Below are 23,902 nucleotides of genomic sequence, written 5' to 3'. Positions count from 1 at the left end.
CTCTCTTGCCAATGGCTCGCAATTGGTGCTCAGTCGCGCGTTTGGCTCTGGTCAAGAGAGTGCGCTGAATAAGGGCTTCTGGGCGGCGATTTTGATTAATGGCTGTATTGCTGTGCTGTTTTTAGCCTTGTTGACGCTCGCAGACAGTGCGCTTATTAGTGCGCTGACCAATGATGACCTTTTAAAGCAAGAAACCGCGCGTTACTTATCGGTGGCGAAGTACATTGTGGTCATCAACGCGGCGACGCAGGTGATGATTGCCCTCTTTAACGCACTGGGGAAAACCAAGTTGCCGTTTAAAGGGTACTTACTTGAAGCGCCCATTAATGTCGCGGTTTCATACGCGATGATTCACGGTATGGGGTCATGGCAAGGCGTTGGGGTACAAGGGGCGGCAATCGGAAGCTTGGTGGCGATTACTGTTCGGCTGCTGTTTCTCGTCCTTTGCTTACAGCGCAGTCATGTGCGTCTCTCGCTGCGCACCTTGGATGCGTCATTGCGGCGCAACGCTATCAACCACTTTAAAGAGATCTTTCCCGTGGCGGCTAATGTCACTATGCTGATGACGGGCGCAACACTGTACATGCTGACTTTTTCGCAGTTGCCGCTTTATTCCTACGTGGCGATCACCATTATTATGCCTTGGGTTAAGGCGGGTAATCAGTTCATCACGGCGTGGGCCGTCTCATCGGCCATTACCATTAGCCAAGCGATTGGTTCTAAGCAGCTGGATGACTTACGCAAGAACGTCGATGTCAGTATTGATGTCGCGGTGACCATCTCGGCATTGTCTTGCTTGGCCTTTTTAGGATTAAGCTTTCTGTTGCCCCATTTGTATTCCAATTTGGACCCCGACACCTACCTTGCACTGGCGGTGATTGCACCTTTGTATATATTCCTTCCGATTGTGCGGGGCTATAACACCGTGCATGGGCAGGTTTTGCGTGCTTTGGGTAAAACCACTGAGGTTTTTAAGATCAACTTTACGGGGCAATGGGTGATTGCGCTGCCGCTGTGCGCTGGCATCGTACTGTGGCTAGAAGGCAGTATTTTCTGGGCGTTTGCTGTGATGCCACTTGAAGAAATCGTCAAAGCGTGGCCGTTTAGACGCTTAGCCAGACGTTCTTTGGATGAGTTTGATGCAGAAAAAGCCAAGCAATTGATGTATGACTAGAGCGCTTCTAGATGATGAGTGCACTAACGAAGTGCGCGGCTCAACAGGCGCTCAAGTAGTAAAAGCTGGCGTGACAATCGGTTCGATTTAAACGTCAGCACTAACTTGGCCATCCAGCGATTGTAGGTGAGAAAGCGTGCGACAACGGCTAGGTTGTGCGTACTGCCTTGTCCCACTTGCTGTTGCCACTCAGTAAGGAGCGCCAAACGTGTGGCTTGACTGACTCGCTGTAAACGATAGGAGTCGAGTAAAAGCAAGAGCACATCGCGCGTGCGCAGTGTCTGGCAGGCAGAGAAGCGCGACTCTTCGAAATCAATGTAGGTCACCTGTCCAGCGTCATTGATTAAAATATCCCGCATCGCCGGACGGCCATGAATCATGTCTTGTTGGTGAAACGCAATCAGCCCGCGCATCGCTTTGGTTAAGCGCTGTTTGGGTGAGACAGCATGTGCCTCGGTCAAAGGCTGGCCGGCACACTCGGTAACAAACAACCCGCGACCTTGCATCACGACGCGAGGAACCGGGAGTGACCGTTTTGCCGCCTCAATCAAGTGACTCTGTTCAAGCAAAAAGCGCGTTTTGGTGTCGAAGCCACTGTGTAACTGCCAATTTTGGCTTTTTCCTGACAGCGTCATCAGACGATTGAATAGGCGGTTAATTGGATTACGTTTGTTCTCACCACAGAATTTCATCCAGTAGCGCTTATCGTGTCTTTCCAACTGATAAATAAACGTTTCTCGATGTTTAAAACCCATAACCGTACCTATTTGAACGCGCAGAAATCTTATCAACTAGCAACGCAAATAGAGGAGAAGTATTGATCTAGTTTATGTAATAAGTTAATTAAATCAGTGATTTAATTGGTCTGGAGCGTTGCGCGGTGAGTATAGCAAAATCCGGCGTTGTTGATGACGAATAACGGCTATTCCAACTTGGCATAATGTAACAAACTGTGGTGTGATGACTCCCAAGCAGGCTTGGGAGTCTGGGGAAGGGAAAAGCTTACTGGTGCGCGGATTCGAGTTTGGCTTTCTTTTTCATCTTCATTGTTGAGTAGACAGAGAAGATGGCCAATAAGACAAAGCCAAGGGCGATTGGACGTTCATAGAGGAATGACCAGGAGTTATCGTACATCAGTAGAGCTTTTCGTAAGTTCGTTTCGGCCATAGGGCCAAGAATGATGGCGAGTAAGATCGGTGAGGATGGAATATCAAGCTTACCCAATACAAATCCAAGTAGGCCAAATGCAATCGCAATACCGACATCGAACATCGAGTTATTGATGGCATAGGCACCGACGATCGATAAGAAAATGATGATGGGTATCATTAAAAGCTTCGGCACTTCGATGATGCGACAGAAAAAACGAATGCCAACTAAGCCGACGATGACCATCACTACATTGGCGACCAACATCGAGCTAAACACACCGTAAACGACATCTGGATTTTGCGCAAAGAGCAATGGACCCGGCGTGAGACCTTGCACAATCAAGGCACCGAGTAGCACGGCGGCGACCGCATCGCCGGGTACACCAAGCGTCAATAGGGGGACTAATGCACCGCCGGTAACACCGTTGTTTCCAGCCTCTGCGGCGGCGAGACCTTTCACTGAGCCTTTGCCAAATTCATCAGGATTTTTCGAGACCCGTTTGGCTTCGTTGTAACAAACGAAGGCCGAAATGTCTGCACCCGCACCGGGCACAGAACCGATGGACGTGCCAAGTACGCCGCTTTTCACCGCGGTGGGCATCATCTCTTTTAAATCAGATCGGCTGAGCAATGTGTGGTCGAATTTGGCGATTGAGGCACGTTTCTCATGCAGGAGTTTCTCAATTTGATTGATGGCCTCAGACAGAGCAAACAGACCAATCAGAACCGGAATGACGTTCACGCCACTGTATAAATCCATCACGCCAAAAGTGAATCTGGGTACGCTGCTGATAGGGTCTAAGCCTATCGTAGAGACCAGTAAGCCAATGGTGCCAGCTAACAAGCCTTTAAGAATATTTTGTGCCGAGACACTGGCGATGATGGTTAATCCAAACAGGGCGAGGGCGAAATATTCCGGCGCGTTGAAGCGTAGGGCGAAATTGGCCAATAGGGGCGCGATGGCTATCAAGACTACGGTACTGATCAATCCACCAATAAAGGACGCGACAGCTGAGATACTGAGTGCACGGGCGGCCTGGCCTTTCGCCGCAAGTGTATGCCCATCCAACACCGTCGCTGCGGAAGCGGGTGTACCGGGCGTCTTAAGTAAAATCGCCGCGATAGAGCCGCCGTAAATGCCTCCAATGTAGACGCCGATAAGCATCACCAGTGCCGGAGTGGACTCCATGCCGAAGGTGAAAGGCAGTAAAATGGCGACCCCCATCGTCGCGGTCAATCCTGGTAGGGCGCCAAGTACAATACCGCCGACAACGCCGAAAATCAGCACTGGCAATACTGCTGGGCTAAAAGCCGTCAAGAGGCCGTTAAACAGATGTTCTAACATACGCCCTCCTTAATAGAAGTAGCCGTCGGGCAAAGCAATGTAAAACACCTCGCCAAACAGATAGTAAACAGAAAAGACAAATACCCACGCCACGGCATAAAATACCGGCTTTTTCACTCTAAAGCAGATCAGGTAGAGGGTGAACGCGAGTAAGCTGGCATACAAGTAACCGATCACGCTGATGAGCGCGGCATACGTAATGAGAAAGGCCAAACCGAACCACGCCATTTTGGAGAAAATCGGCGCATCGCTAGACGCAGTGGTTTTGAGCTTGTGTTGAATAATCAGCGCAACGCAGATGACGATTTGCATCATAGCGATTACGCTCGGGAAGAATTGTGCGTTGACGCTCGCATCTTGAAATCTCGGTTGATCAAACTGAGTGATGACTGCAAGAGTCAGTGCGCTCAATACAATCATGAGAGAAGGGAAAATTACATGACGGTTCATCATAGGGACACCTCGATACAGCAAAAAATGGGAGCCTCAAGAGAAGGCTCCCAATAACTCGACGTCGATCAGTTGATGAGTGTGCTCAGTGCTTTGGTATCGTCTTTGACGAACTGAGTAAACTCTTCGGCGTTCATGTTGTGGATGGTCATCGCACCTTTTTCCATGAACTGTTTGAACTCAGCAGATGCCATTGCTTCATCAAAGGCTTTACCTAAGGTCTCAATGATTTCATCTGGCGTGTCTTTTGGCGCGCCAATACCACGCCATGTTCCTGTTACCACATCAACGCCTTGTTCTTTGAGGGTTGGGACATCTGGAATGTACGAGATACGCTCATTAGACATCACGCCGAGCGCTTTAAGCTGACCTGAACGAAGCTGCGCAATCGCTTCTCCTGGCGTAACCATAGTCACGTCGGTGTGGTTACCCAATACGGACGGGATGGCTTCCGCTGCACCGTTGTAAGGAATGGCATTTAACTTGATGCCTTGGTCTTTTTCTAGAGCCATTAGGTAGAAGTTTGGCGCTGCGGTGGAGGCAAACTTCACGACGCCATCGCCTTTTTTGGCTTCGGCAATCAGATCGTTGATGGTGTTGTATGGGCTGTCTTTGTGCACCAACACAACCGCAGGGTCAAGGTTGACCAGACGGATCAATTTAAAATCGCTCGCGTCGTGTTGCATGAGTCCCATTTGAGGTAATGACGCAATTTCGCGTGTAACGACCGTCAGTGTGTAGCCATCGGGACGTTGTTGAGCACCAAAGCTCATGCCTACGGCGCCTGCACCACCAGTACGGTTCATCACGGCAATGTTTTGACCGAGAATATCTTTGGCAGAATTGGCCAAGGTACGACCTACGGCATCCGTACCGCCACCCGCACCAAAGGGAACAACAAGTCGAATGTTTTTGGTCGGATAGTCGGCGGCGATAGCGCTCGCTGACGCCATAATGCCTGCGGTAACCAGTAGAGATTTCAGTAGTTTGCTCATAGTCTTAGACCTTCTCTTCACGTTCAGTTTCGGTAAGTTTGTGTAGGGTTGTTACTTTTATTGTTTTGGTACTCGCTCATGCACAGTTGCTCAAATGCGACGGCTAGCCATCCGCTGATGAGCATGTCGTACCATTGTTCGACGCCGCTGCACGCGACGACGACATCGCCGTATACAAAGGAGCCATAGAACAGCAGATCCTCCGATTGCAGTGATGATGTGTGCAGGGTTTGGTTGACCAGGTTAGGTTGACCGCTGCGCCATGCTTGCTTAGCTTTATTAAGGGCAAATTGGTCAAAAGGGATGGTCCACTCATCTGGAGAGCCCAGTGAGGTTTGGTACAAAATGGCCTCTTCGAAGCTTGCCTCCCAAGGTTTGAGCCTTGGGTCCATGATCACTATGTGTAGCTCCTGGCGATTGGTTCGCTCAAAGAGCTTGTCTATAGCGGGTTTGACAAGTTCGACGGCATCTTTAGCTATGGATACGTGATCCTTCTTCATGGGCATTAATTCCGTGTTACGTCCTAATCACAAACAAATGATATTGTATTATTTTAATGATGAACAACGAGGAGTTGGCCTAGTGTTATTTTGATCACTATCGAGAGTGCCAAACAGTGCTCCAGCTCAGATATTTAAATGGTTAAAGGGAGGTTTTAGTGATCGCGAGCACGATGAAATCCTCATCATAGTCATGGTTATTTTTGTCATATGATAACTTGTAAATAAAAAGCCGAGCGGGATGCTCGGCTTTTGTCTTAGTTAGATTTTTACATCAATAAGCCCATGTGAGAGAGGGGCGCTCAGTCGGTGGGGCCAACGAGCGAACCGAACACGGTCTAATCAATTTGGGCAAAGGCACCCTGCCATGTGTAGGCGGTACCATTAAATTCAACACTGTGCTCGCCATGTTGTGCCTCTTCATCAAGGTTACAAATGGCGTAGTGGTAGTGATTACCTGACGTTGTATTGATGCGAATCACAGTGCCGACTTCGTTGTGACCCACCACGGTCACCGCGCTGACAAAACCACGTGCATTGACGGATTGTTCAAACTCTTCGTTGAAGTAGCCGTGTGTTTCAAGGACGGAGGCAAAGACATGATCTTTTGCACTTTGGCGATGAATCAATGCGGGCTCACTGCGCAGGTTGAAGTCAGGATCGTTGGCGCCGAGACGAGCAAAAATCACTTCGCTGTTAGAATTCGCACTGGTGACTAACGTGTAGTAGCTGTTTTTCACTAGCCAACTGACCAGCGCGCTGCCTTCTACTTTACCTGAGCCTAGGTTCCAAAGGTGCTGATAACCGTCAGAATCGCCAAGCGGCTTGAGTGTGGAGTGTGTGTTGTATTCAAAGTCGGTACGAATGATCTGGCCGCTGTAGTGCACAGGAAGGTCGTACTGGTTCTCCTGCTCGGATTCGATTCGATAGACATCAATCACCAGCGGTTTTTCAAACTCGGGTAACTCGGCAAGTAGGATGCTGCGCTGCATCTGCGTGCCTTCATAGTAATCACGGATACGACCACTCATGCCTTGCAGTTTGGCGTTGTCGATGTTGAAGAAGTGCTTCTCACCAAACTTTGACTCTGCCAGGGCAGTGTTGAAATTGTTCTGCGTTTTCTGATTCACCGTCACGGTGTTGTGGGCGACCGTTTGTTTGCAGTACGACTTGTTCTCCGGGATGTAGCGTCCACCAAACTTAGGCTCGACATTGACCCAGCGACCGTAGCCGTAATCGTGCAGGACCTCTACGCCGCGATTGAATACGCTCAGATGCAAACCATCGTAGTGACCATGATCGAGTGCTGAGTGGTATTGGTGATCAGAGCCGTGTTGCCCAAACCAGATCAACGCCATGGTGTCGTCGTCTTGCGCGTCGCGGTGACGCAAAATACCGAGACCCCCTTTCTCACCTTGTGGGCCGTCGGTAATGTATAAGCTCCCCCAGTTGAATGGCTTGATGTCGCTGGCATTCGCAACCGCATCAGAGAGCGTTTTACCTGAGATGTGTACCCATACGTCCTGTTGGTGGTTGGCCATCGCGAGTAAGGTTTCGTTCTGTTCATAGCGATGGAAGCAAACAGACGTCGCCATCACCACGCCTTCATCATTGATAGAGATGGTTTTTGACGAGTCGTTGCACGCTGGTAAGGTGCCGTCTGGGAACGCGGTTTTGAACACTGCGTAAGACGTCGTCTTAATGACCGAGTTATTGAACTCGTAGATCCCAATCTCTGGCTGACGGCGCTCAATCGCTTCGGCGAACAGGTAAATAGGACGCAGTGAGAAGCGGTGGTAGTAGGGGCCTTCCATGTAGTAGCCATCGGGCGAGAAGAGTTGATCAAGCTGTGCTAAGAAGCCGCCACTGACCTTGTCCAACTTCAGACCATACAGTGCTTTATCAACCGAGGCTTGATCGTTAATGGCATAACCACAAATACCGACCGCAGCCACTGCCCAAAGACCGTGGTTGTGAACGATATCAAAATCATGGCCATAGGTGACAACAAACAAGTCAATCATCTCCTTGAAGAGATCGTTTTCGATCAGCGCCTTTTGCTCATCCGATAGTGTCTGGTAGACACAAGAGTAGGCGCACGATGCGTAGAGCATCCACATGTTTTCATTCAGTGTCTGGTGAAAGATCTTGCCTGGTGGGTTGGTATCTTTACTGACATTGCTCTCAAGCGTTGGGTACACTTTGGCGTAAGCGGTGAGCATATCGACAATGTAGTCACGATACTTATCTTCTTGGGTGATGAGAAACAAACGACCCGCCAAATCCATGTGGATATAGTTCTGCTTGTGACGGTTATGCTCATAACCGCCACCTTCACCATGACCAGGGACTTCAATGCCAACCTGTGTCATATATTGGTCGGTTTTTTTGATGTCGCGCGCCAATGCGCGTCCTAATAGGCTATCCGTGCCAAGTGCTTTACGTAGTTCAGCTGCTTCCTCAACATTCATTAATAGAGGTTGATAGCTCATTATGTTGTCTCCTGACCGATACTTAGTTATTTGGGGTGATGTCTAACGCGTAGGCACCGTTCCAGCTGTAAATGTTTGCATTCTCTGTGTCCGCCACTTGGTGCGGCGTATTCTCAGCCACGTGCTGCTGGTGGCTGACCATCAAGGTAATTTCATGGAGGCGGGTGCGGATCTGCACAACGCTCCCAGCATCGCTATAGGCAACCACTTGGATGGACTCCACTTGGCCTCGAGCATTGACCGACTGTTCAAATTCTTCATTAAAATAGCCGTGCGTTTCAAGCGCAGAGGCAAACACCGCCGACGGGCCTTCACTTCGAAGCAGAAAGGCGGGTTCGCTGCGCAAATTGAAACTAGGGTCATTGGCCCCTGTGCGTGTAAAGATTAGCTTGCTGCTCGGATTTGAACTCGCGCCAACCCAAGTGTAGTAGCTGTGGCCCTGAAGCCAACTGACCAATGCACAATCTGCGACTTCTCCTTCTGCCACGTTCCATAAGTGCTGATAACCGTGGCTATCGCCCAGTGGGCGCAGCTCTTGATGGGTGTAATACTCCACGTTGCTACGAATGATTTGACCTTGATATTGGTGTGTGTAGTCGTAACTGTGCAGCGTATTGGCTTGGTCCGGTTGGTTGTCGATGCGGTACAGGTCAATCAAGAGTGGCGCTTCTAGCTCGTCTAGGCTGAGTAAAAAGACACTGCGCTGCATGTCGCAACCATCCACATGCTCGTTGGCGAATGCGCTCATGCCCTTTAGTGTCTCTTGAGTCGCATCGAAAAAGTGTGGCGTCCCGCTGCGAGTGTCTGCGCGTTCGACGTCGAATTGGTTCTGGCACTTTTGATCAACGGTGACCAGATTATGAGCAACGGTTTGGCGAGCATACGATGGGTTTTCGGCTAAGTAGCGTCCACCAAACTTAGGTTCAATGTTGACCCAACGCGCAAAGCCATACTCACGTAGCACTTCTTGACCGCGATTGAATAGGGTGATGCCAAGGGTATCGAAATGGCCATGCCCCATGCCGTGCATGCCATAATTCATCACAAGTTGGGTTACATCGCCACTTGGATCTTGCATGCGGATAAAGCCTTGTGCACCTTGATCGCCATTTGGACCTTCACACAGTTCAACACTTGGCCAGTAGGGTAGACCAATCTCACGCTGCGCCTGAACCTCTTCAAAGGCATTAGAGAGTGCCAAGCCGCAAGGATGCATCCAAACGCCTTGTTGAATTTTCGCCATACCAAGAATGTTATCGTCCAAACCATAATGCGCGCCATAGATGCTCACGGCGACCTGCACGCCGGCATCGTTGATGCTCATGCTTTGTGAGGCGTCATTCAGAGGAGGGAACACACCATTAGGGTAAGCGGTCGCCAACAACGCTTGCACGGTTTTACCGACCACACCATCTTTATAGCGGTAAATATCGACCTCAGGTAGGTGTCGGTGGATGATCTCGGCAAACAGCACTAACGGTCGAATGGTAAAACGAGAGTAGTAAGGCCCTTCAAGGTAATAACCCGATGGGGAGAAGAGGTGCGATACTTGATCTAAAAATCCGCTCGTTGCGTTTCTATCGCGGCCATAGACGGCCATCTCCAAGTACTCAGGTTTATCAATCGCGACGGCGCAGGCACCGACAGCGGCGACTGCCCAGACACCATGATTATGAATATGGTCAAAACGGTGTGCATACTTCTCTGTACTCATTTCAATCATCGGCATAAAGAGGCGATCAATAATGCGCGTTCTTTGCGCTTCACTCATAGTGTGAGAAACACAGGAATAGGCAATGCTGGCAAACAGAAGCCAGCCATGTTCATTAAGGATCTGGTGGAACAATCGCCCAGTCGGGTTGGTATTCTTCTGAACTTGATAATCAAGCGTTAAATAGATATCCGCATAGCCATCGAGTAAATCACGAACAAACGCTGCATATCGCTCATCTTGTGTGACCAGAAACAAGCGTCCAGCAAGGTTCATGTATGTGTAGTTCTGTTTATGGCGATTGTGTTCGTAGCCACCGGCTTCACCGTGACCGGGTACTTCGAGGGGTAAGCGCATAAACGCTTCAAGTTCACGACAGTGTTTGTCGATGGTCTTGCCCATTAAGGTGGGCTGACCCACTTCCTGGCGTAGGAGTGTCAGTTCATCTTGCGTGAATAAGAGCGCGTTCATCGTTATGTCCTCGTCACCTTTGGGTGTAGCAGAGAAATTATTTGCCACATAAAGTAATACAATATTGATTATTATGGTAGGGTAGAGAGGAAAAATGATGAGCGAAATCACTGAATTCGCATTGAGGACCTGAATTAACGGGCCAGAACACAGAGATTTACTCGACGTTTTCTTGTTCGATAATTGATGGTGAAATAGTTGAAACGTAGTTTCATTTTTGATTTGCATCACACTTTTGGTTTGTATTGTATTACAATTAATCTCACTGAGGTATGATGTGAACAAACAGCACTACGCTAGATTTTAGGAGCAAAACGATGAATCCATTTTTTCTTTTAGACGATCACCCTTGGGAAGACATTGGCGGCGGGATTAAACGTAAAATTGTTGGCTATACTGACGACTTGATGGCGGTTCACCTTGAGTTTGATAAAGGCGCGATTGGTCACCCTCACGCTCACGAAATTCACGATCAAATCGGCTACGTAGTGAAAGGCAGTTTCGAAGCAGAAGTGGACGGCGTGAAAAAAGTACTGAAGCCAGGCGATGCGTACATCGCACCGAAACACTTTGTTCATGGCGCGGTTGCGCTCGAAGAAGGCAGTATCCTGCTAGACGTCTTTAACCCTGCACGTGAAGACTTCCTGAAGTAATTCATTGGCAGTTCAATTGCTAAGGTAAACAATGAAAATGATTAATGTTGCTATCATCGGCGAATGTATGGTTGAGCTTCAGAAGAAAGAAGGTGAACTAAAGCAATCATTCGGTGGTGACACACTAAACACCGCACTCTACCTCTCTCGCTTGACCAAAGGTCACGATGTAAACACCAGTTACATTACGGCACTGGGTGAAGACTCGTTCAGTACTGAGATGCTACAGGTTTGGCAAGAAGAGGGGATCGATACGTCAAACGTGATGCGTATTCACGGTAAAAACCCAGGTATGTACTACATCGAAACCGATGATACTGGCGAGCGTTACTTCCATTACTGGCGTAACGAAGCGGCAGCGAAGTTTATGTTCGAGCAGCCTGAGTCTAAAGCGTTGATTGATGCGCTGTTTGGCTTTGACGCGGTTTACCTAAGCGGTATTACGCTCGCGATTTTGACCCCTGTGGGGCGTGAGACGTTGATCAACTTCCTAGCGCAATACAAAGAGCGCGGCGGTCAAGTATTCTTCGATAACAACTATCGTCCTAAGCTATGGGCAGACCAAGCTGAAGCGATTGAGTGGTACTCGAAGATGCTGTCTCTGACCGACACTGCGTTGTTGACGTTTGAAGATGAGCAGGCATTGTACGGTGATGAACACCTTGAAGAGTGCATCAAGCGCACATCGGAAGCGGGCGTAAAAGAGATCATCATCAAACGTGGTGCGCAAGATTGCCTCGTCGTTGAAGGTGAAGAGGCGAACTACGTCGCGCCAAAACCGGTCAGCAACGTGGTTGACACCACAGCAGCAGGTGATTCATTCAGCGCAGGTTTCTTAGCGAAACGTCTGACGGGCGGTAACGCACAAGAAGCAGCATTCAACGGCCACTGCATGGCAGGACAAGTGATTCAGCATAAAGGTGCGATCATTCCTCGTGATGTAATGCCAGATTTACCTTTGTAATCGAATGAATAGTAAGCTCGCCTTTGTGCGAGCTTTATAACGAGAGAGTCTAAACATTATGACAACATTGAACGAAAAACTAGCAAGCCTGAAAGTGATCCCTGTTATCGCCATCAACAAAGTTGAGCACGCGATTCCTTTAGGTCGTGCGTTAGTAGAAAACGGCATGCCTTGCGCAGAGATCACGCTACGTACTGAATGTGCCATTGAAGCGATCCGCGTGATGCGTAAAGAGTTCCCGAACATGCTGATCGGTTCAGGTACCGTTCTAACGAACGAGCAAGTGGACGCGTCTATCGATGCGGGCGTTGATTTCATCGTTAGCCCAGGTTTCAACCCTCGTACCGTGCAATACTGCCTAGACAAAGGCGTGGCGATCGTTCCTGGCGTGAACAACCCAAGCCTTGTTGAGCAAGCGATGGAAATGGGTCTTCGTACGTTGAAGTTCTTCCCTGCTGAGCCTTCAGGCGGCGTGCCTATGCTAAAAGCATTGACAGCGGTTTACCCAGTTAACTTCATGCCAACGGGTGGCGTTAGCCTTAAGAATGTGGATGATTACCTATCTATCCCTTCTGTACTAGCGTGTGGCGGTACTTGGATGGTACCAACGAACCTGATGGACGAAGGTAAGTGGGACGAGCTAGGTGCACTAGTGAAGGCGGCGGTTGCGCACGTAAACTAAGCCGACACCAAATCGATGATGAAAGCGAGCCGTGTGCTCGCTTTTTTGCGTTTCTGAGCTGTCAATTTGTTTTAGGTCACGGAAATGACAAAAAAGCCCATTTTTCGCGTTTTAAGGTTTAATTGTCCTACAATAAGATTTATATTATTGCCCATACCCTTCAAACCCTCACTACAAAGAGAGTTAACATGAGCAACCAAAAATCTCTTGATGCGATCAGGAAGATGAAGCTGGAAAATGACACTTCAGCAGGTAACCTTGTCGATCTACTCCCAATCGAAGTACAAAAGCGCGATTTTGATTTGTCGTTCCTTGACAACCTAAGCGAAGCGCGTCCGCGTCTTCTTGTTCAATCTGCGGACCTAGACGCGTTTAAAGCCGCGGTACGCGCAGATGAATCTCACTGCATGTTCGACGACTTCTACAACAACTCTACGGTTAAGTTTTTAGATACGGCTCCATTTGAAGAGCCTCAACCTTACCCAGAAGAGACGGTAGGCAAAGCTTCTCTATGGCGTCCTTACTGGCGTCAAATGTACGTTGATTGCCAAATGGCGCTTAACGCGACACGTAACCTTGCCATCGCTGGTATCGTGAAAGAAGACGAAGAGCTCATCGCCAAAGCAAAAGCTTGGACTCTAAAGCTCTCGACTTACGATCCAGAAGGCGTCACTTCTCGTGGTTACAACGACGAAGCCGCTTTCCGTGTAATCGCAGCCATGGCTTGGGGTTACGACTGGCTACACGCTTACTTCACTGATGAAGAGCGTCAGCAAGTTCAAGACGCACTAATCGAGCGTCTTGACGAAATCATGCACCACCTACGCGTGACGGTTGATCTACTGAACAACCCTCTAAACAGCCACGGTGTACGTTCAATCTCTTCTGCTATTATCCCAACGTGTATCGCGCTTTACCACGATCACCCGAAAGCAGGCGAGTACATCGCATACGCTCTGGAATACTACGCAGTACACTACCCACCATGGGGCGGTGAAGACGGCGGTTGGGCTGAAGGTCCTGACTACTGGAACACGCAAACTGCATTCCTAGGCGAAGCGTTCGACCTATTGAAAGCCTACTGTGGCGTAGATATGTTCAACAAGACATTCTACGAAAACACTGGTGACTTCCCACTATACTGTATGCCTGTTCACTCTAAGCGCGCGAGCTTCTGTGACCAGTCATCAATTGGTGACTTCCCAGGTCTAAAACTGGCTTACAACATCAAGCACTACGCAGGTGTTAACCAGAAGCCTGAATACGTTTGGTACTACAACCAGCTTAAAGGCCGTGATACTGAAGCTCACACGAAATTCTACAACTTCGGTTGGTGGGACTTCGGCTACGACGACCTACGCTTCAACATCCTTTGGGATGCACCAGAAGAGAAAGCACCGTCAAACGATCCACTGTTGAAAGTATTCCCAATCACAGGTTGGGCGGCATTCCACAACAAGATGACAGAGCGTGATAACCACATCCACATGGTCTTCAAGTGTTCACCATTTGGCTCTATCTCTCACTCACACGGTGACCAAAACGCGTTCACTCTGCACGCATTCGGTGAAACGCTAGCTGCTATCACTGGCTACTACGGTGGTTTCGGTGTAGACATGCACACTAAATGGCGTCGTCAAACCTTCTCTAAGAACCTTCCTCTATTCGGTGGTAAAGGTCAGTACGGTGAGAACAAGAACACCGGCTTTGACGGTCACCAAGATCGTTTCTGTATTGAAGCGGGCGGTAACATCACTGACTTCGATACTGAATCTGAAATCAAGATGGTTGAAGGTGATGCGACAGCATCTTACAAATACTTCGTTCCAGAAATCGAGTCTTACAAGCGTAAGATCTGGTTTGTGAAGGGTAAAGTATTCGTAATGCAAGACAAGGCTGCTCTTTCTGAAGAGAAAGACATGACTTGGCTAATGCACACAACATTCGCGAATGAAGTGGCTGACAAGTCATTCACTATCCGTGGCGAAGTAGCGCACCTAGACGTGAACTTCATCAACGAGTCTGCTGACAACATTGAATCTGTTAAGAACGTTGAAGGCTTCGGCGAAGTTGACCCATACGAGTACCAAGATCTTGAAATTCACCGTCACGTTGAAGTGCAGTTCAAACCATCAAAACAGCACAACATCCTAACGCTTCTTGTGCCAAACAAGAACGCCGGTGAGCAAGTGGAAGTCTCTCATAAGCTAGAAGGGCAGTCGCTGATTCTTACCGTTGATGGTGAGACTGTTGAAATCTCGCTGTCTTAGTATAGTGTGTAAGTAGTAAAAAAAACCCAGCGTAAGCTGGGTTTTTTATTTTTAATTGTATGACTTTTTGGAGTGTCGTTGTCGGGAGTACTCGAAGTAGTACCTTTGTATCATTCTTCGCTATGTATCTGTGCTCTGCATCTTGTTTATGTATGAAACTAAATATTCGCTTGCAAATAAAGTGTGCGATCAAATCTGTTTTAGATCACACAAAAGGCATATTGTAGTACAAATGGATTTATGTTCGGGTATGCTTGTCACAAGCTAATGTTATTAATTTTAAGGCTGAAAAAATGACCATTGATACTCTTGTTGTTCTTGCCTATTTCTTCTTTTTAGTCGCGATTGGGTGGATGTTCCGTAAGTTCACCACCTCAACCAGCGACTACTTTCGAGGGGGCGGTAAGATGTTATGGTGGATGGTAGGAGCTACCGCCTTCATGACGCAGTTTTCAGCATGGACGTTCACAGGAGCCGCAGGACGCGCGTTCAGCGACGGTTTCGTCGTTGTTATCCTATTCCTTGCCAACGCGTTTGGCTATTTCATGAACTACATCTATTTTGCGCCAAAGTTCCGTCAACTTCGTGTTGTTACGGCAATTGAAGCCATTCGTCAGCGCTTCGGTAAGACGTCAGAGCAGTTCTTCACATGGGCAGGTATGCCAGATAGCTTAATTTCAGCAGGTATTTGGCTGAATGGTCTTGCTATCTTCGTAGCCGCTGTCTTCAACATCCCGATGGAAGCCACGATCGTTGTGACGGGTCTGGTTCTCATGCTGATGGCGGTGACAGGCGGCTCTTGGGCGGTCGTAGCCTCTGACTTCATGCAGATGCTCGTTATCATGGCGGTAACCATTACCTGTGCGGTAGCGGCATACTTCCACGGTGGTGGTCTAACGAACATCGTGTCTAACTTCGAAGGCGACTTCTTTGTTGGTAACAACCTAAACTACATGAGCATCTTTGTGCTTTGGGTGGTATTCATCTTCATCAAGCAGTTTGGTGTAATGAACAACAGTATCAATGCATACCGCTACCTATGTGCAAAAGACAGTGACAACGCTCGCAAAGCAGCAGGTCTTGCTTGTGTACTTATGATTGTTGGTCCACTGATTTGGTTCCTACCTTCTTGGTACGTAGCGGCGTTCATGCCGGACTTCGCTGACCAATACGGTAGCGTAGGTGGCGATGCAGCTTACCTAGCATTCGTACAAAACGTAATGCCTGCAGGTATGGTGGGTCTACTAATGTCAGCAATGTTTGCGGCGACCATGTCTTCAATGGACTCAGGTCTGAACCGTAACGCGGGTATCTTCGTGATGAACTTCTACAGCCCAATTATGCGCCCTCATGCGTCTCAGAAAGAGTTGGTTGTGGTAAGTAAAGTGACCACTATTGTGATGGGCTTTGTCATCATCGGCATTGGTCTGTTTATCAACTCACTTCGTCACCTAAGCCTATTTGACATCGTACTTAACGTGGGCGCTCTGATCGGATTCCCAATGTTGATCCCAGTACTACTGGGTATGTGGGTTCGCAAGACGCCAGACTGGGCTGGTTGGGCAACGCTAGTGGTCGGTGGCTTCGTCTCTTACTACTTTGGTATCTCGCTAAAAGCAGAACATATCGAGAACTGGTTCGGTATGGAACAAGCATTGACTGGTCGTGAATGGGCGGACTTGAAAGTGGCACTGAGCCTTGCGGCGCACGTAGTGTTCACTGGTGGCTTCTTCTTAGCGACAACCTTGGTGTACAAAGGACGTTCGCCAGAGCGTGAAGCGGAAGTAGAAAAACTGTTCGAAAACTGGAATACGCCTGTGGTGGCTAACTCAGAAGAACAGCAGAACCTCGATACTAAGCAACGTGGCATGCTGGGCAAACTGATCAGTGTTGCTGGTCTAGGTATTCTTGCGATGGCATTGATTCCAAATGAATTCACTGGACGCCTTCTCTTCATCTTGTGTGGCACCATGGTTCTGACCGTTGGTGTGCTCTTGGTCAACGCATCGCGCGCGCCACAGCAGCAGTTTGTCAGCGAATAGCTCTTAAATTTGACCTTTTGGTCATCAAAAAGCCGCAGAATTCTGCGGCTTTTTTGCGTTTTAGGGGGAGTGTAAAGATCGGAAAATAAACAAAAGTGATTGAAATAGCTGTCAAGTTTTTAGATCAGCGAGATTCCACTAATAATTAAGGGTTATAAATGCCTACACATTTATTAATACAAATAGTACCTTATGCATCCAATAGTTGATAAAAGTATCATTACAAAAAGTGGGTGATTTCCCTCATGCTCGATAGGTTATTCATAACAGAAGTTGGCTCATATACGTTGATGACAGGAACCTACGTTCCTTGGTTGGTTGTTGTCTCCATCTTTCTTGCGATGATGGCGTCATTCTTTGCACTGAGACTCGCCGCTGCCGCTCGTCACATCGTTACGCCATCACATAAGCAGGTGGCGTTGATTTCTGGTGCTTTCATTATGGCGGGGGGGATTTGGAGTATGCACTTTGTCGGCATGCTCGCCTTTCAGATGCCTCATCACATGAGTTATGACACCTTACTCACATTGATATCGCTTCTTCCTGCGGTGTTAGCCAGTTATTTGGTACTGCGATCGTTGATCAATCAGCGTGATTCTTATCGACTTATTCTGCGCAATGGTGTGGTGGTAGGCGCGGGTATTGGTGCCATGCACTATATCGGAATGGAAGCCATGGAAATGGGGGCCATGCTGCGCTATGACCCGTATTGGTTTGGTCTGTCGATTGTTGTCGCGGTCGGATTGGCCATCGTCGCACTCTCTGCGCGCCGCCTACTTAAGCATCATTTCCCTACCATGCGTTCATTTCATATCAACTTGGTTAGCGCTGCGATCATGGGATGCGCCATTTCAGGTATGCATTACACCGGCATGGAAGCGGCGCGCTTCATTATGCTCGAACCTCATTCTATGATGATGGCCCCGCAGGATTTGCACGAACAGTCTTTTATTGCCATCGCCGTTTCCATTGCGACTTTGCTTATTTCCACCTTAGCGGTGAACGTCAGTTCACAGCTGCGCTACCGACAATTATTAACCGAGAAAACTGCCAGCGAATCTCGATTGCAAGCAATCCTCGATACCGCGACGGACGGGGTGATTACCATCGATGCGAAAGGCATCATTCAAGGTGTCAACTTTGCCGCCAGTCGAATTTTCGGTTGGCAAGAGCATGAATTGCTTGGGCAAAACATTTCCAAATTAATGCCAGCCCCTCACAAGCAAGCACACGATGGTTATTTGGCTAATTATCTCAAAACGGGCGAGAACAAAATCATTGGTGCGCCGCGCGAAGTTTATGCTCAGCACAAAAAGGGCCATGAATTTCCAGTTCGCCTTGGTGTAGGTAAAGTCCACCTTACGCATGGTGATACATTATTTGTTGGCTTTATTGCAGACATTTCTGAACGTAAAGCGATGGAAGTCAAGCTGCGTGATAGCCAAGAGCGATTAACCTCTTTGATGCGTAATATCCCCGGCGCGGCTTTTCGACGCTGTTTTGACCCAAAATGGAGTCCGATTTTCCTCAGTGATGCCATCGTGGAGCTCTGTGGCTATCGATCGGAGGAGTTCCTTGAAGGAAACATAAGCTTAGCTTCACTGATTGTTGAAGAGGACGAGCAATCGGTGCGTGACACGATCGCCGCCTTGCCCAGCAACAAGCAAACCTATGCTGTCGAATATCAGTTGATTGATAAAGCCGGTCAACCCGTATGGGTGCTTGAAAACGGCATGGTAGTGCGCGATGAAGACGGCACCATATTGTGGATTGATGGTGTGATGATCAACATCACCAATCGCAAAGAGATGGAGTCTGAACTGTTAAATGCGAAACGCATTGCCGAAGAAGCGGTCGAAACCAAAGCGGCATTCTTGGCTAATATGAGTCACGAAATCCGCACGCCCATGAACGCGATCATCGGTTTTACCAATATTTTGCTCGAATCACCAATGGGTAGCGAGGATAGACGTCACCTGGAAACCATATCCAACGCGTCTCGCTCTTTGCTTCATCTTCTCAATGATATTCTCGACAGCGCTAAGTTGGAAAAAAGCAAGCTCGAAGTCGAACCTGTGGTGTTTCATCTTGCGGATTGTGTCGATGGCGTCATCTCTACGTTATGGCTTAATGCGAAAAACAAAGGCATTGAGCTCAACCTACATATTGATGATCGCGTGCCAGCTATTGTCTTCGGCGCAGAAGACCGCATCCGCCAAGTACTGATGAATTTAGTGGGTAATGGCATCAAGTTTACCGAAGAGGGGAGCGTCACGCTTAACATCGCGCCCACTGAGCTGAGCGATGTGATGCGTTTTAGCGTGATGGATACCGGTATCGGCATTGCGCCTGACCGGGTTGAGGCGATTTTTGATCCTTTTACGCAAGCCGATGCTTCCATGAGCCGTCGTTTCGGTGGTACGGGGTTAGGGACCAGTATTTCCAAGCAGTTGGTTGAACTAATGGGTGGAGAGATTCATGCCACCAGTGAACTCGGAAAAGGAAGCTGCTTCTACTTCGAACTGCCCCTGCCCAAAAGTGAACGGCTGCCGCGCGCGGACGTTCACTCGCAAGTGAAGCTGCCAAGCCAGCGAGTGTTAGTCTGTGACGATATTGAACAAAACGTGACGCTGCTTTCTCTGCTTCTTGAACGAGCGGGTCATCAAGTATGGGTCGCGCGCGATGGTGTTGAAGCGGTCCAGCAATACCAAACGCACGAGATTGATTTGATATTGATGGACTTACAAATGCCGCTCCTCGATGGCCTACAAGCCAGCCGTCAGATTCGTCAATGGGAACGCGAGCAAGACAAACCCCCTGTCGCGATTATTGCTCTGACTGCCAGTGTCTTGACCGAAGACAAACGCCAAGCGCAAGAAGCGGGCATGAACGGCTTTGCCAATAAGCCGGTTGATTTTAACCGTTTGAGCGCAGAAATGGCGCGCGTGTTAAAGGTTGAATCACAGGTCAGTATCCCATCGTCGCCCGCAGAGCCGTCTGGCAAAGAGAGCCGTGATCAGGCGATGATTCATTGGCAGAAAGCGCTGACACTTTGGGTGGATGAGGCGCTCTACTTAGCGGAGCTTGGCAAGATGCTGGACAAGCATGAGGGGCTTCCGAGTGCCTTGGCGCAGTCACTGCAAAACCAAGACTGGCGGGCTGTGCGTTCGCAAGCCCATGCACTCAAAGGCGTGTGTGGCAACTTGGCTTTAATGGCGCTGCACCAACTCTTTGCCCAGATAGAGCACGCCGCTATACAGCAAGATCACGCGAAAGCGCTGCCATTGATTGGCGATCTGTCGCTATGTTGGCATAAGGTCAAGCAGGAGCTCGATAGTCGCATTGCACTGAGTCAAACCGATACCCAAGTTAAAGAAATAACGCTCGATGACGCGTTGCATGTCGATGAGATTGAGCGTCTATTAACAGAGTGGCGAGCGGCGACCCACAGTGGCGAGTTGCGTGAGGATATTGGTGAAACCCTTCGCAGTCGCGCGCCAGACAAACTGCAAAAGCCGATCATCGATGCCATGAACGCGATCGACGAGTTTGAATTTTCCAAAGCCAGCGAGCATATCGACTTGGCGTTAACCTACCTAGCTGAATAAGGAACGCTGTGACGATGACAACATTAACGCCAGAGCCCCTCACACGTCATAACCCAGTGATGCGTTTGGTGCCAAGATTATTGGTCGTGGACGATGAACCCGCGAACTTGAAAGTGATGAAACAAGTACTGCACAGCGATTATAGGCTCTCCTTTGCTCGCAGTGCCAAAGACGCATTAAGTTTGCTCGAGCAAGAGAAGTTTGACCTTATTTTGCTTGATGTGATGATGCCTGAGATGACAGGGTTTGAGCTTTGTCAGCAACTGAAAGCGAACCCCGATACGGCAATGATACCGATCATTTTTGTCACCGCGCTCAGTGACAGCATTGATGAGGAGACCGGTTTTAACCTCGGCGGAGTCGATTACATTGTTAAGCCTATTGTCCCTGCCATTGTGCGTGCTCGAGTTAAAACGCAGTTATCTATGGTCAAAATTGATGTACTCAAAGCGACGCAAATTGACTTAATTCAGCGCTTAGGCCGCGCCGCTGAATACCGAGACAATGAGACCGGGATGCATGTACTGCGCATGAGTCATTATGTGAAAACTCTGGCGCTTGCGATCGGTTTTGATGAAGAAGCGGCAGACGAACTGCGCATGGCGGCATCGATGCACGACATTGGAAAAATCGCGATTCCAGATCGTATTTTGCTCAAGCCGGGTCGATTGGAACCAGAAGAGTTTTCGTTGATGCAGACGCATGTGGAAGCAGGGGTACGAATCTTGGAAAACCCGCGCTCTCCGCTTATCGCCCTCGCTCAAAGTATTGCGCTTAACCACCATGAAAAATGGGATGGAACCGGATACCCTCAGGGATTAAGCGGTGAAGCGATTCCGATAGAAGGACGCCTAGCGGCAATTGCGGATGTGTTTGATGCCCTGACCAGTGAACGCCCATACAAAAAAGCTTGGCCGGTCAGTGATGCTGTCGCCCTAATTCAAGAGCAAGCCGGAAAACATTTTGATCCACAACTGGTGCCCGTATTTATGGACCAGTTACCGAATATTCTGGCGATCAAAGAGCGATTCATCGATTGATGTCGGCTCGCTATATGTTTCCTCACTTTGGTGCAAACACAATCCTATTCGGCAGTTTGTGGGGCAAATATCATTTGGTTTCTCTTTCGCTTTAGTTTAAGCGATTGATAATGTTGGATAAATAAAAGTTGGCTTGTTGGTCAGCTTTTTGCTCACTCCTTGCAGAGTCAATGACACACTGCAAGGAGCATTCATGTCACTTCCTATTATCGATATTTCTCCGCTCAATTCTGATGATCGCCGCGACTGGGGCCCAGTTATTGATCAGATTGATCAAGCCTGCCGAGAGCTCGGCTTTTTTTATGTAGTAGGACATGGTATTCCTCAAACTCAATTTAATCAGATTGAACACTATGCACGCTCTCTGTTTTCCCTACCGCAAGAGGAGAAACAAGCGATATCGATTGAGCACAGTATGAATCACCGTGGTTGGGGGCGTTTGAGCGCCGAGAAACTCGATCCACTCGGCGAGTTGGATTGCAAAGAGTCCTTTGATATGGCGCTTGACCTTTCACCCTATCATTCGCAAGTTGCGCGTTGTCCAAAGCTCTATGGCCCCAACCAATACCCCTCGATTGAAGGCTTTACCCAGGCGATGAATCAGCATTACAGCCTTACGTTAGATGTCGGCCTTAAGTTACTGAAAGCGATGGCAATTGCACTGAATGAGCCAGAAGATTTCTTTACCCAATATTTTACGTTACCTATCTCTGTGTTGCGTATGTTGCACTACCCAAGTCAAGAACCTTCAACCAACACGGTGGGAAATGGGGCGGGAGCCCACACGGATTACGGCTGTATCACATTACTCTACCAAGATTCGAGCGGCGGCTTACAGGTGCTGAATAAGCAAAATCAATGGATAGACGCCACGCCCGTCGAGGGAAGCTATGTCGTGAATATTGGCGATTTAATGCAGCGCTGGACGAATGATATTTATCGCTCCACTAAGCATCGAGTCGCGAGTCCGAGCAACGGTAAGACGCGTTTTTCCATGCCATTTTTCGTCGAGCCAGATTTTGATACCCCAGTCACGACGCTGAAATCCTGCCTAGCTGAAAAACAAGGGCAGGGTGGCTACCCTTTGATCACGGCTGGGGATTGGATTTTGTCACGCTTTGCGGATACCTATGAGTACCGACGTGAAGGGACACTCAGCACAGAACGTTGACTTTGATCTGGAATTTTTAACTTTCTATTGGTTTAAATTTAATTGTAACAATCAGAGACTACGCTTTCTGCAAAATTTAACACTGCCAACGAGCAGTGACTAACAACGTCAATCCGAAAAATATAAGAAACCGTTATGCCAAGAACACCACACCCAGCCGACATGGAAATCATCAAGTTGCTTCAGCAGCAAGGTTGTATCAAGAGTGAAGCGATGCAACGCCTCAAACGCGAGGTGTATCAACTTCAACCTGAAGAGATTTCTAAGGTGAAAAATTACGCCGATCATTTTGGTCTCCGTGCGAAAGAGCAGCTTATTGATGAAATCCTAGAGTTGCGCCGTGATGAGCTACTGACTCAGTTGGCGGAGGCGTAAGCCTAGGAGCCGAGGTTTGGCGATTGCAGTGGTGGACGTTGTACAGCATAAATGTGAAACCTGTCTCAAATGTGACGTCACGTTGAAATATGCCAAAAAGTGATTGAAAAGATGAATATTTCTTGAGTGTAGAGGTAGCGATTGCTAGGTTTGGACTTAGCGTTTTCATACAGGGACATCCTGGGTCTTAAAAGGAAGGCATCGTGCTACTTACCTCATTGCCTATGTTTATCGCATCAAGCATCAGTTTAGTGCTGAGCTTCTTTTTTGTGATGCTGTATAACCGGCTTCAATCTCGTTACGAGGAAAATGTTCATTACTATCGAATATTTTCCTTAACCGCTTTAGCTAGCGGACTGTTCCTTGGTGCGTTTGGCATTATGCTGAACGTTAGCGACAGCCTGGTTCTGCTGAATATTTTTAACCGAGTCGCCATCGTGACTTCAATGTTTACTATTGTACTCGGTCTGCATTTTTACATCGCTTTCTTTGACTATAAGGCTCCGACCCCATTGAAGATTGCCTACGCGATATGTGGTCTGTTTTCATTGATGGCTGTGGTTCCGAGTCCATACTTTCTGGACAACCAATTTTACGTGACATCCAGTTACTACACCGGACTTGTTTTTGGTCCTCTGTTTGAGCTTTGGGGCGCGTGGATATTACTGCTGGCGATGTATTGTATGATCGTTCTATTTCGCGTTTACCTAAGGCAAAGGGCTAAGCGACAAGAGGACGATTTGCGCACGTTAAGAATGTTGTTGGCCGCCAGTGCAATTTGGATGTGCACTGGCGTAAGTGATACGCT

The 23,902-nt window shown here is 48.5% G+C and carries 17 protein-coding genes and 1 pseudogene; 11 read left to right on the top strand and 7 right to left on the bottom strand.

Features of this window, described 5'->3' with window-relative positions:
* Positions 1-1,174 (top strand): MATE family efflux transporter (locus tag AC6R0S_RS06520; RefSeq protein ID WP_500637485.1); only part of this gene is annotated, 1,174 nt, incomplete at its 5' end.
* 23 nt (positions 1,175-1,197) lie between these two features.
* Here AC6R0S_RS06520 and AC6R0S_RS06515 read toward each other — a convergent pair.
* From AC6R0S_RS06515 to AC6R0S_RS06485, 7 genes are all read right to left on the bottom strand, one after another.
* Positions 1,198-1,929, bottom strand: coding sequence for a BUD32 family EKC/KEOPS complex subunit (locus AC6R0S_RS06515; protein WP_500631560.1), 732 nt, complete (start codon positions 1,927-1,929; stop codon positions 1,198-1,200).
* A 247-nt stretch (positions 1,930-2,176) separates the two neighbouring features.
* Positions 2,177-3,670, bottom strand: coding sequence for a tripartite tricarboxylate transporter permease (locus tag AC6R0S_RS06510; protein ID WP_500631559.1), 1,494 nt, complete (start codon positions 3,668-3,670; stop codon positions 2,177-2,179).
* Positions 3,671-3,679: 9 nt separating this feature from the next.
* Positions 3,680-4,123 (bottom strand): tripartite tricarboxylate transporter TctB family protein, encoded by a 444-nt coding sequence (locus AC6R0S_RS06505; RefSeq protein WP_500631558.1) that lies wholly within the window; start codon positions 4,121-4,123, stop codon positions 3,680-3,682.
* 65 nt (positions 4,124-4,188) lie between these two features.
* Complete coding sequence (locus AC6R0S_RS06500) at positions 4,189-5,115, bottom strand: tripartite tricarboxylate transporter substrate binding protein (protein ID WP_334550603.1); 927 nt, start codon at positions 5,113-5,115, stop codon at positions 4,189-4,191.
* A 23-nt stretch (positions 5,116-5,138) separates the two neighbouring features.
* The gene (locus AC6R0S_RS06495; RefSeq protein WP_500628437.1) at positions 5,139-5,615 is read right to left on the bottom strand and encodes a hypothetical protein; all 477 of its coding nucleotides are present in this window, start codon (positions 5,613-5,615) and stop codon (positions 5,139-5,141) included.
* A 338-nt stretch (positions 5,616-5,953) separates the two neighbouring features.
* The gene (locus AC6R0S_RS06490; RefSeq protein WP_500637484.1) at positions 5,954-8,107 is read right to left on the bottom strand and encodes a heparinase II/III domain-containing protein; all 2,154 of its coding nucleotides are present in this window, start codon (positions 8,105-8,107) and stop codon (positions 5,954-5,956) included.
* 22 nt (positions 8,108-8,129) lie between these two features.
* On the bottom strand, positions 8,130-10,295 hold the full coding sequence (locus AC6R0S_RS06485; RefSeq protein WP_500637486.1) for a heparinase II/III domain-containing protein: 2,166 nt from the start codon (positions 10,293-10,295) through the stop codon (positions 8,130-8,132).
* A 311-nt stretch (positions 10,296-10,606) separates the two neighbouring features.
* Here AC6R0S_RS06485 and AC6R0S_RS06480 point away from each other — a divergent pair, with 311 nt between their 5' ends.
* From AC6R0S_RS06480 to AC6R0S_RS06435, 10 genes and pseudogenes are all read left to right on the top strand, one after another.
* Complete coding sequence (locus AC6R0S_RS06480) at positions 10,607-10,942, top strand: cupin domain-containing protein (RefSeq protein ID WP_334550598.1); 336 nt, start codon at positions 10,607-10,609, stop codon at positions 10,940-10,942.
* 31 nt (positions 10,943-10,973) lie between these two features.
* Entirely contained in the window at positions 10,974-11,906 is a 933-nt protein-coding gene (gene kdgK, locus AC6R0S_RS06475; RefSeq protein ID WP_500626827.1) for a 2-dehydro-3-deoxygluconokinase, read from the top strand.
* Between the two features lie 58 nt (positions 11,907-11,964).
* Positions 11,965-12,588, top strand: coding sequence for a bifunctional 4-hydroxy-2-oxoglutarate aldolase/2-dehydro-3-deoxy-phosphogluconate aldolase (locus AC6R0S_RS06470; protein WP_500631556.1), 624 nt, complete (start codon positions 11,965-11,967; stop codon positions 12,586-12,588).
* A 188-nt stretch (positions 12,589-12,776) separates the two neighbouring features.
* Positions 12,777-14,858 (top strand): DUF4962 domain-containing protein, encoded by a 2,082-nt coding sequence (locus AC6R0S_RS06465; protein WP_500637483.1) that lies wholly within the window; start codon positions 12,777-12,779, stop codon positions 14,856-14,858.
* 293 nt (positions 14,859-15,151) lie between these two features.
* Positions 15,152-16,900, top strand: coding sequence for a sodium:solute symporter family protein (locus tag AC6R0S_RS06460; RefSeq protein ID WP_500631554.1), 1,749 nt, complete (start codon positions 15,152-15,154; stop codon positions 16,898-16,900).
* A gap of 290 nt (positions 16,901-17,190) precedes the next feature.
* Positions 17,191-20,508, top strand: a complete 3,318-nt coding sequence (locus tag AC6R0S_RS06455) for an MHYT domain-containing protein (RefSeq protein WP_500637482.1) — start codon at positions 17,191-17,193, stop codon at positions 20,506-20,508.
* A gap of 14 nt (positions 20,509-20,522) precedes the next feature.
* Positions 20,523-21,548, top strand: a complete 1,026-nt coding sequence (locus AC6R0S_RS06450; protein ID WP_500637481.1) for an HD domain-containing phosphohydrolase — start codon at positions 20,523-20,525, stop codon at positions 21,546-21,548.
* 193 nt (positions 21,549-21,741) lie between these two features.
* A complete protein-coding gene (locus AC6R0S_RS06445; RefSeq protein ID WP_500637480.1) occupies positions 21,742-22,719 on the top strand; it encodes an isopenicillin N synthase family dioxygenase in 978 nt (325 codons plus the stop codon).
* 135 nt (positions 22,720-22,854) lie between these two features.
* Positions 22,855-23,094 carry a hypothetical protein gene (locus tag AC6R0S_RS06440; protein ID WP_487902401.1) on the top strand — a complete coding sequence of 80 codons (240 nt, stop codon included), beginning with the start codon at positions 22,855-22,857 and terminating at the stop codon, positions 23,092-23,094.
* A gap of 203 nt (positions 23,095-23,297) precedes the next feature.
* Positions 23,298-23,902, top strand: a pseudogene (locus AC6R0S_RS06435) (GGDEF domain-containing protein); the annotation flags it as partial.

This window comes from Vibrio sp. R15-SG3-ISO1B, from assembly GCF_059833835.1.
Note: the sequence above shows the minus strand (reverse complement) of the source record. Positions and strands in the feature narration are given on the sequence as shown.

Coding starts and splice junctions, on each gene's coding strand:
- kdgK (WP_500626827.1), top strand. CDS start 10,974: ATGAAAATGATTAATGTTGCTATCATCGGCGAATGTATGGTTGAGCTT.
- AC6R0S_RS06510 (WP_500631559.1), bottom strand. CDS start 3,670: ATGTTAGAACATCTGTTTAACGGCCTCTTGACGGCTTTTAGCCCAGCA.
- AC6R0S_RS06470 (WP_500631556.1), top strand. CDS start 11,965: ATGACAACATTGAACGAAAAACTAGCAAGCCTGAAAGTGATCCCTGTT.
- AC6R0S_RS06440 (WP_487902401.1), top strand. CDS start 22,855: ATGCCAAGAACACCACACCCAGCCGACATGGAAATCATCAAGTTGCTT.
- AC6R0S_RS06455 (WP_500637482.1), top strand. CDS start 17,191: ATGACAGGAACCTACGTTCCTTGGTTGGTTGTTGTCTCCATCTTTCTT.
- AC6R0S_RS06465 (WP_500637483.1), top strand. CDS start 12,777: ATGAGCAACCAAAAATCTCTTGATGCGATCAGGAAGATGAAGCTGGAA.
- AC6R0S_RS06480 (WP_334550598.1), top strand. CDS start 10,607: ATGAATCCATTTTTTCTTTTAGACGATCACCCTTGGGAAGACATTGGC.
- AC6R0S_RS06450 (WP_500637481.1), top strand. CDS start 20,523: ATGACAACATTAACGCCAGAGCCCCTCACACGTCATAACCCAGTGATG.
- AC6R0S_RS06460 (WP_500631554.1), top strand. CDS start 15,152: ATGACCATTGATACTCTTGTTGTTCTTGCCTATTTCTTCTTTTTAGTC.
- AC6R0S_RS06490 (WP_500637484.1), bottom strand. CDS start 8,107: ATGAGCTATCAACCTCTATTAATGAATGTTGAGGAAGCAGCTGAACTA.
- AC6R0S_RS06505 (WP_500631558.1), bottom strand. CDS start 4,123: ATGATGAACCGTCATGTAATTTTCCCTTCTCTCATGATTGTATTGAGC.
- AC6R0S_RS06445 (WP_500637480.1), top strand. CDS start 21,742: ATGTCACTTCCTATTATCGATATTTCTCCGCTCAATTCTGATGATCGC.
- AC6R0S_RS06495 (WP_500628437.1), bottom strand. CDS start 5,615: ATGAAGAAGGATCACGTATCCATAGCTAAAGATGCCGTCGAACTTGTC.
- AC6R0S_RS06500 (WP_334550603.1), bottom strand. CDS start 5,115: ATGAGCAAACTACTGAAATCTCTACTGGTTACCGCAGGCATTATGGCG.
- AC6R0S_RS06515 (WP_500631560.1), bottom strand. CDS start 1,929: ATGGGTTTTAAACATCGAGAAACGTTTATTTATCAGTTGGAAAGACAC.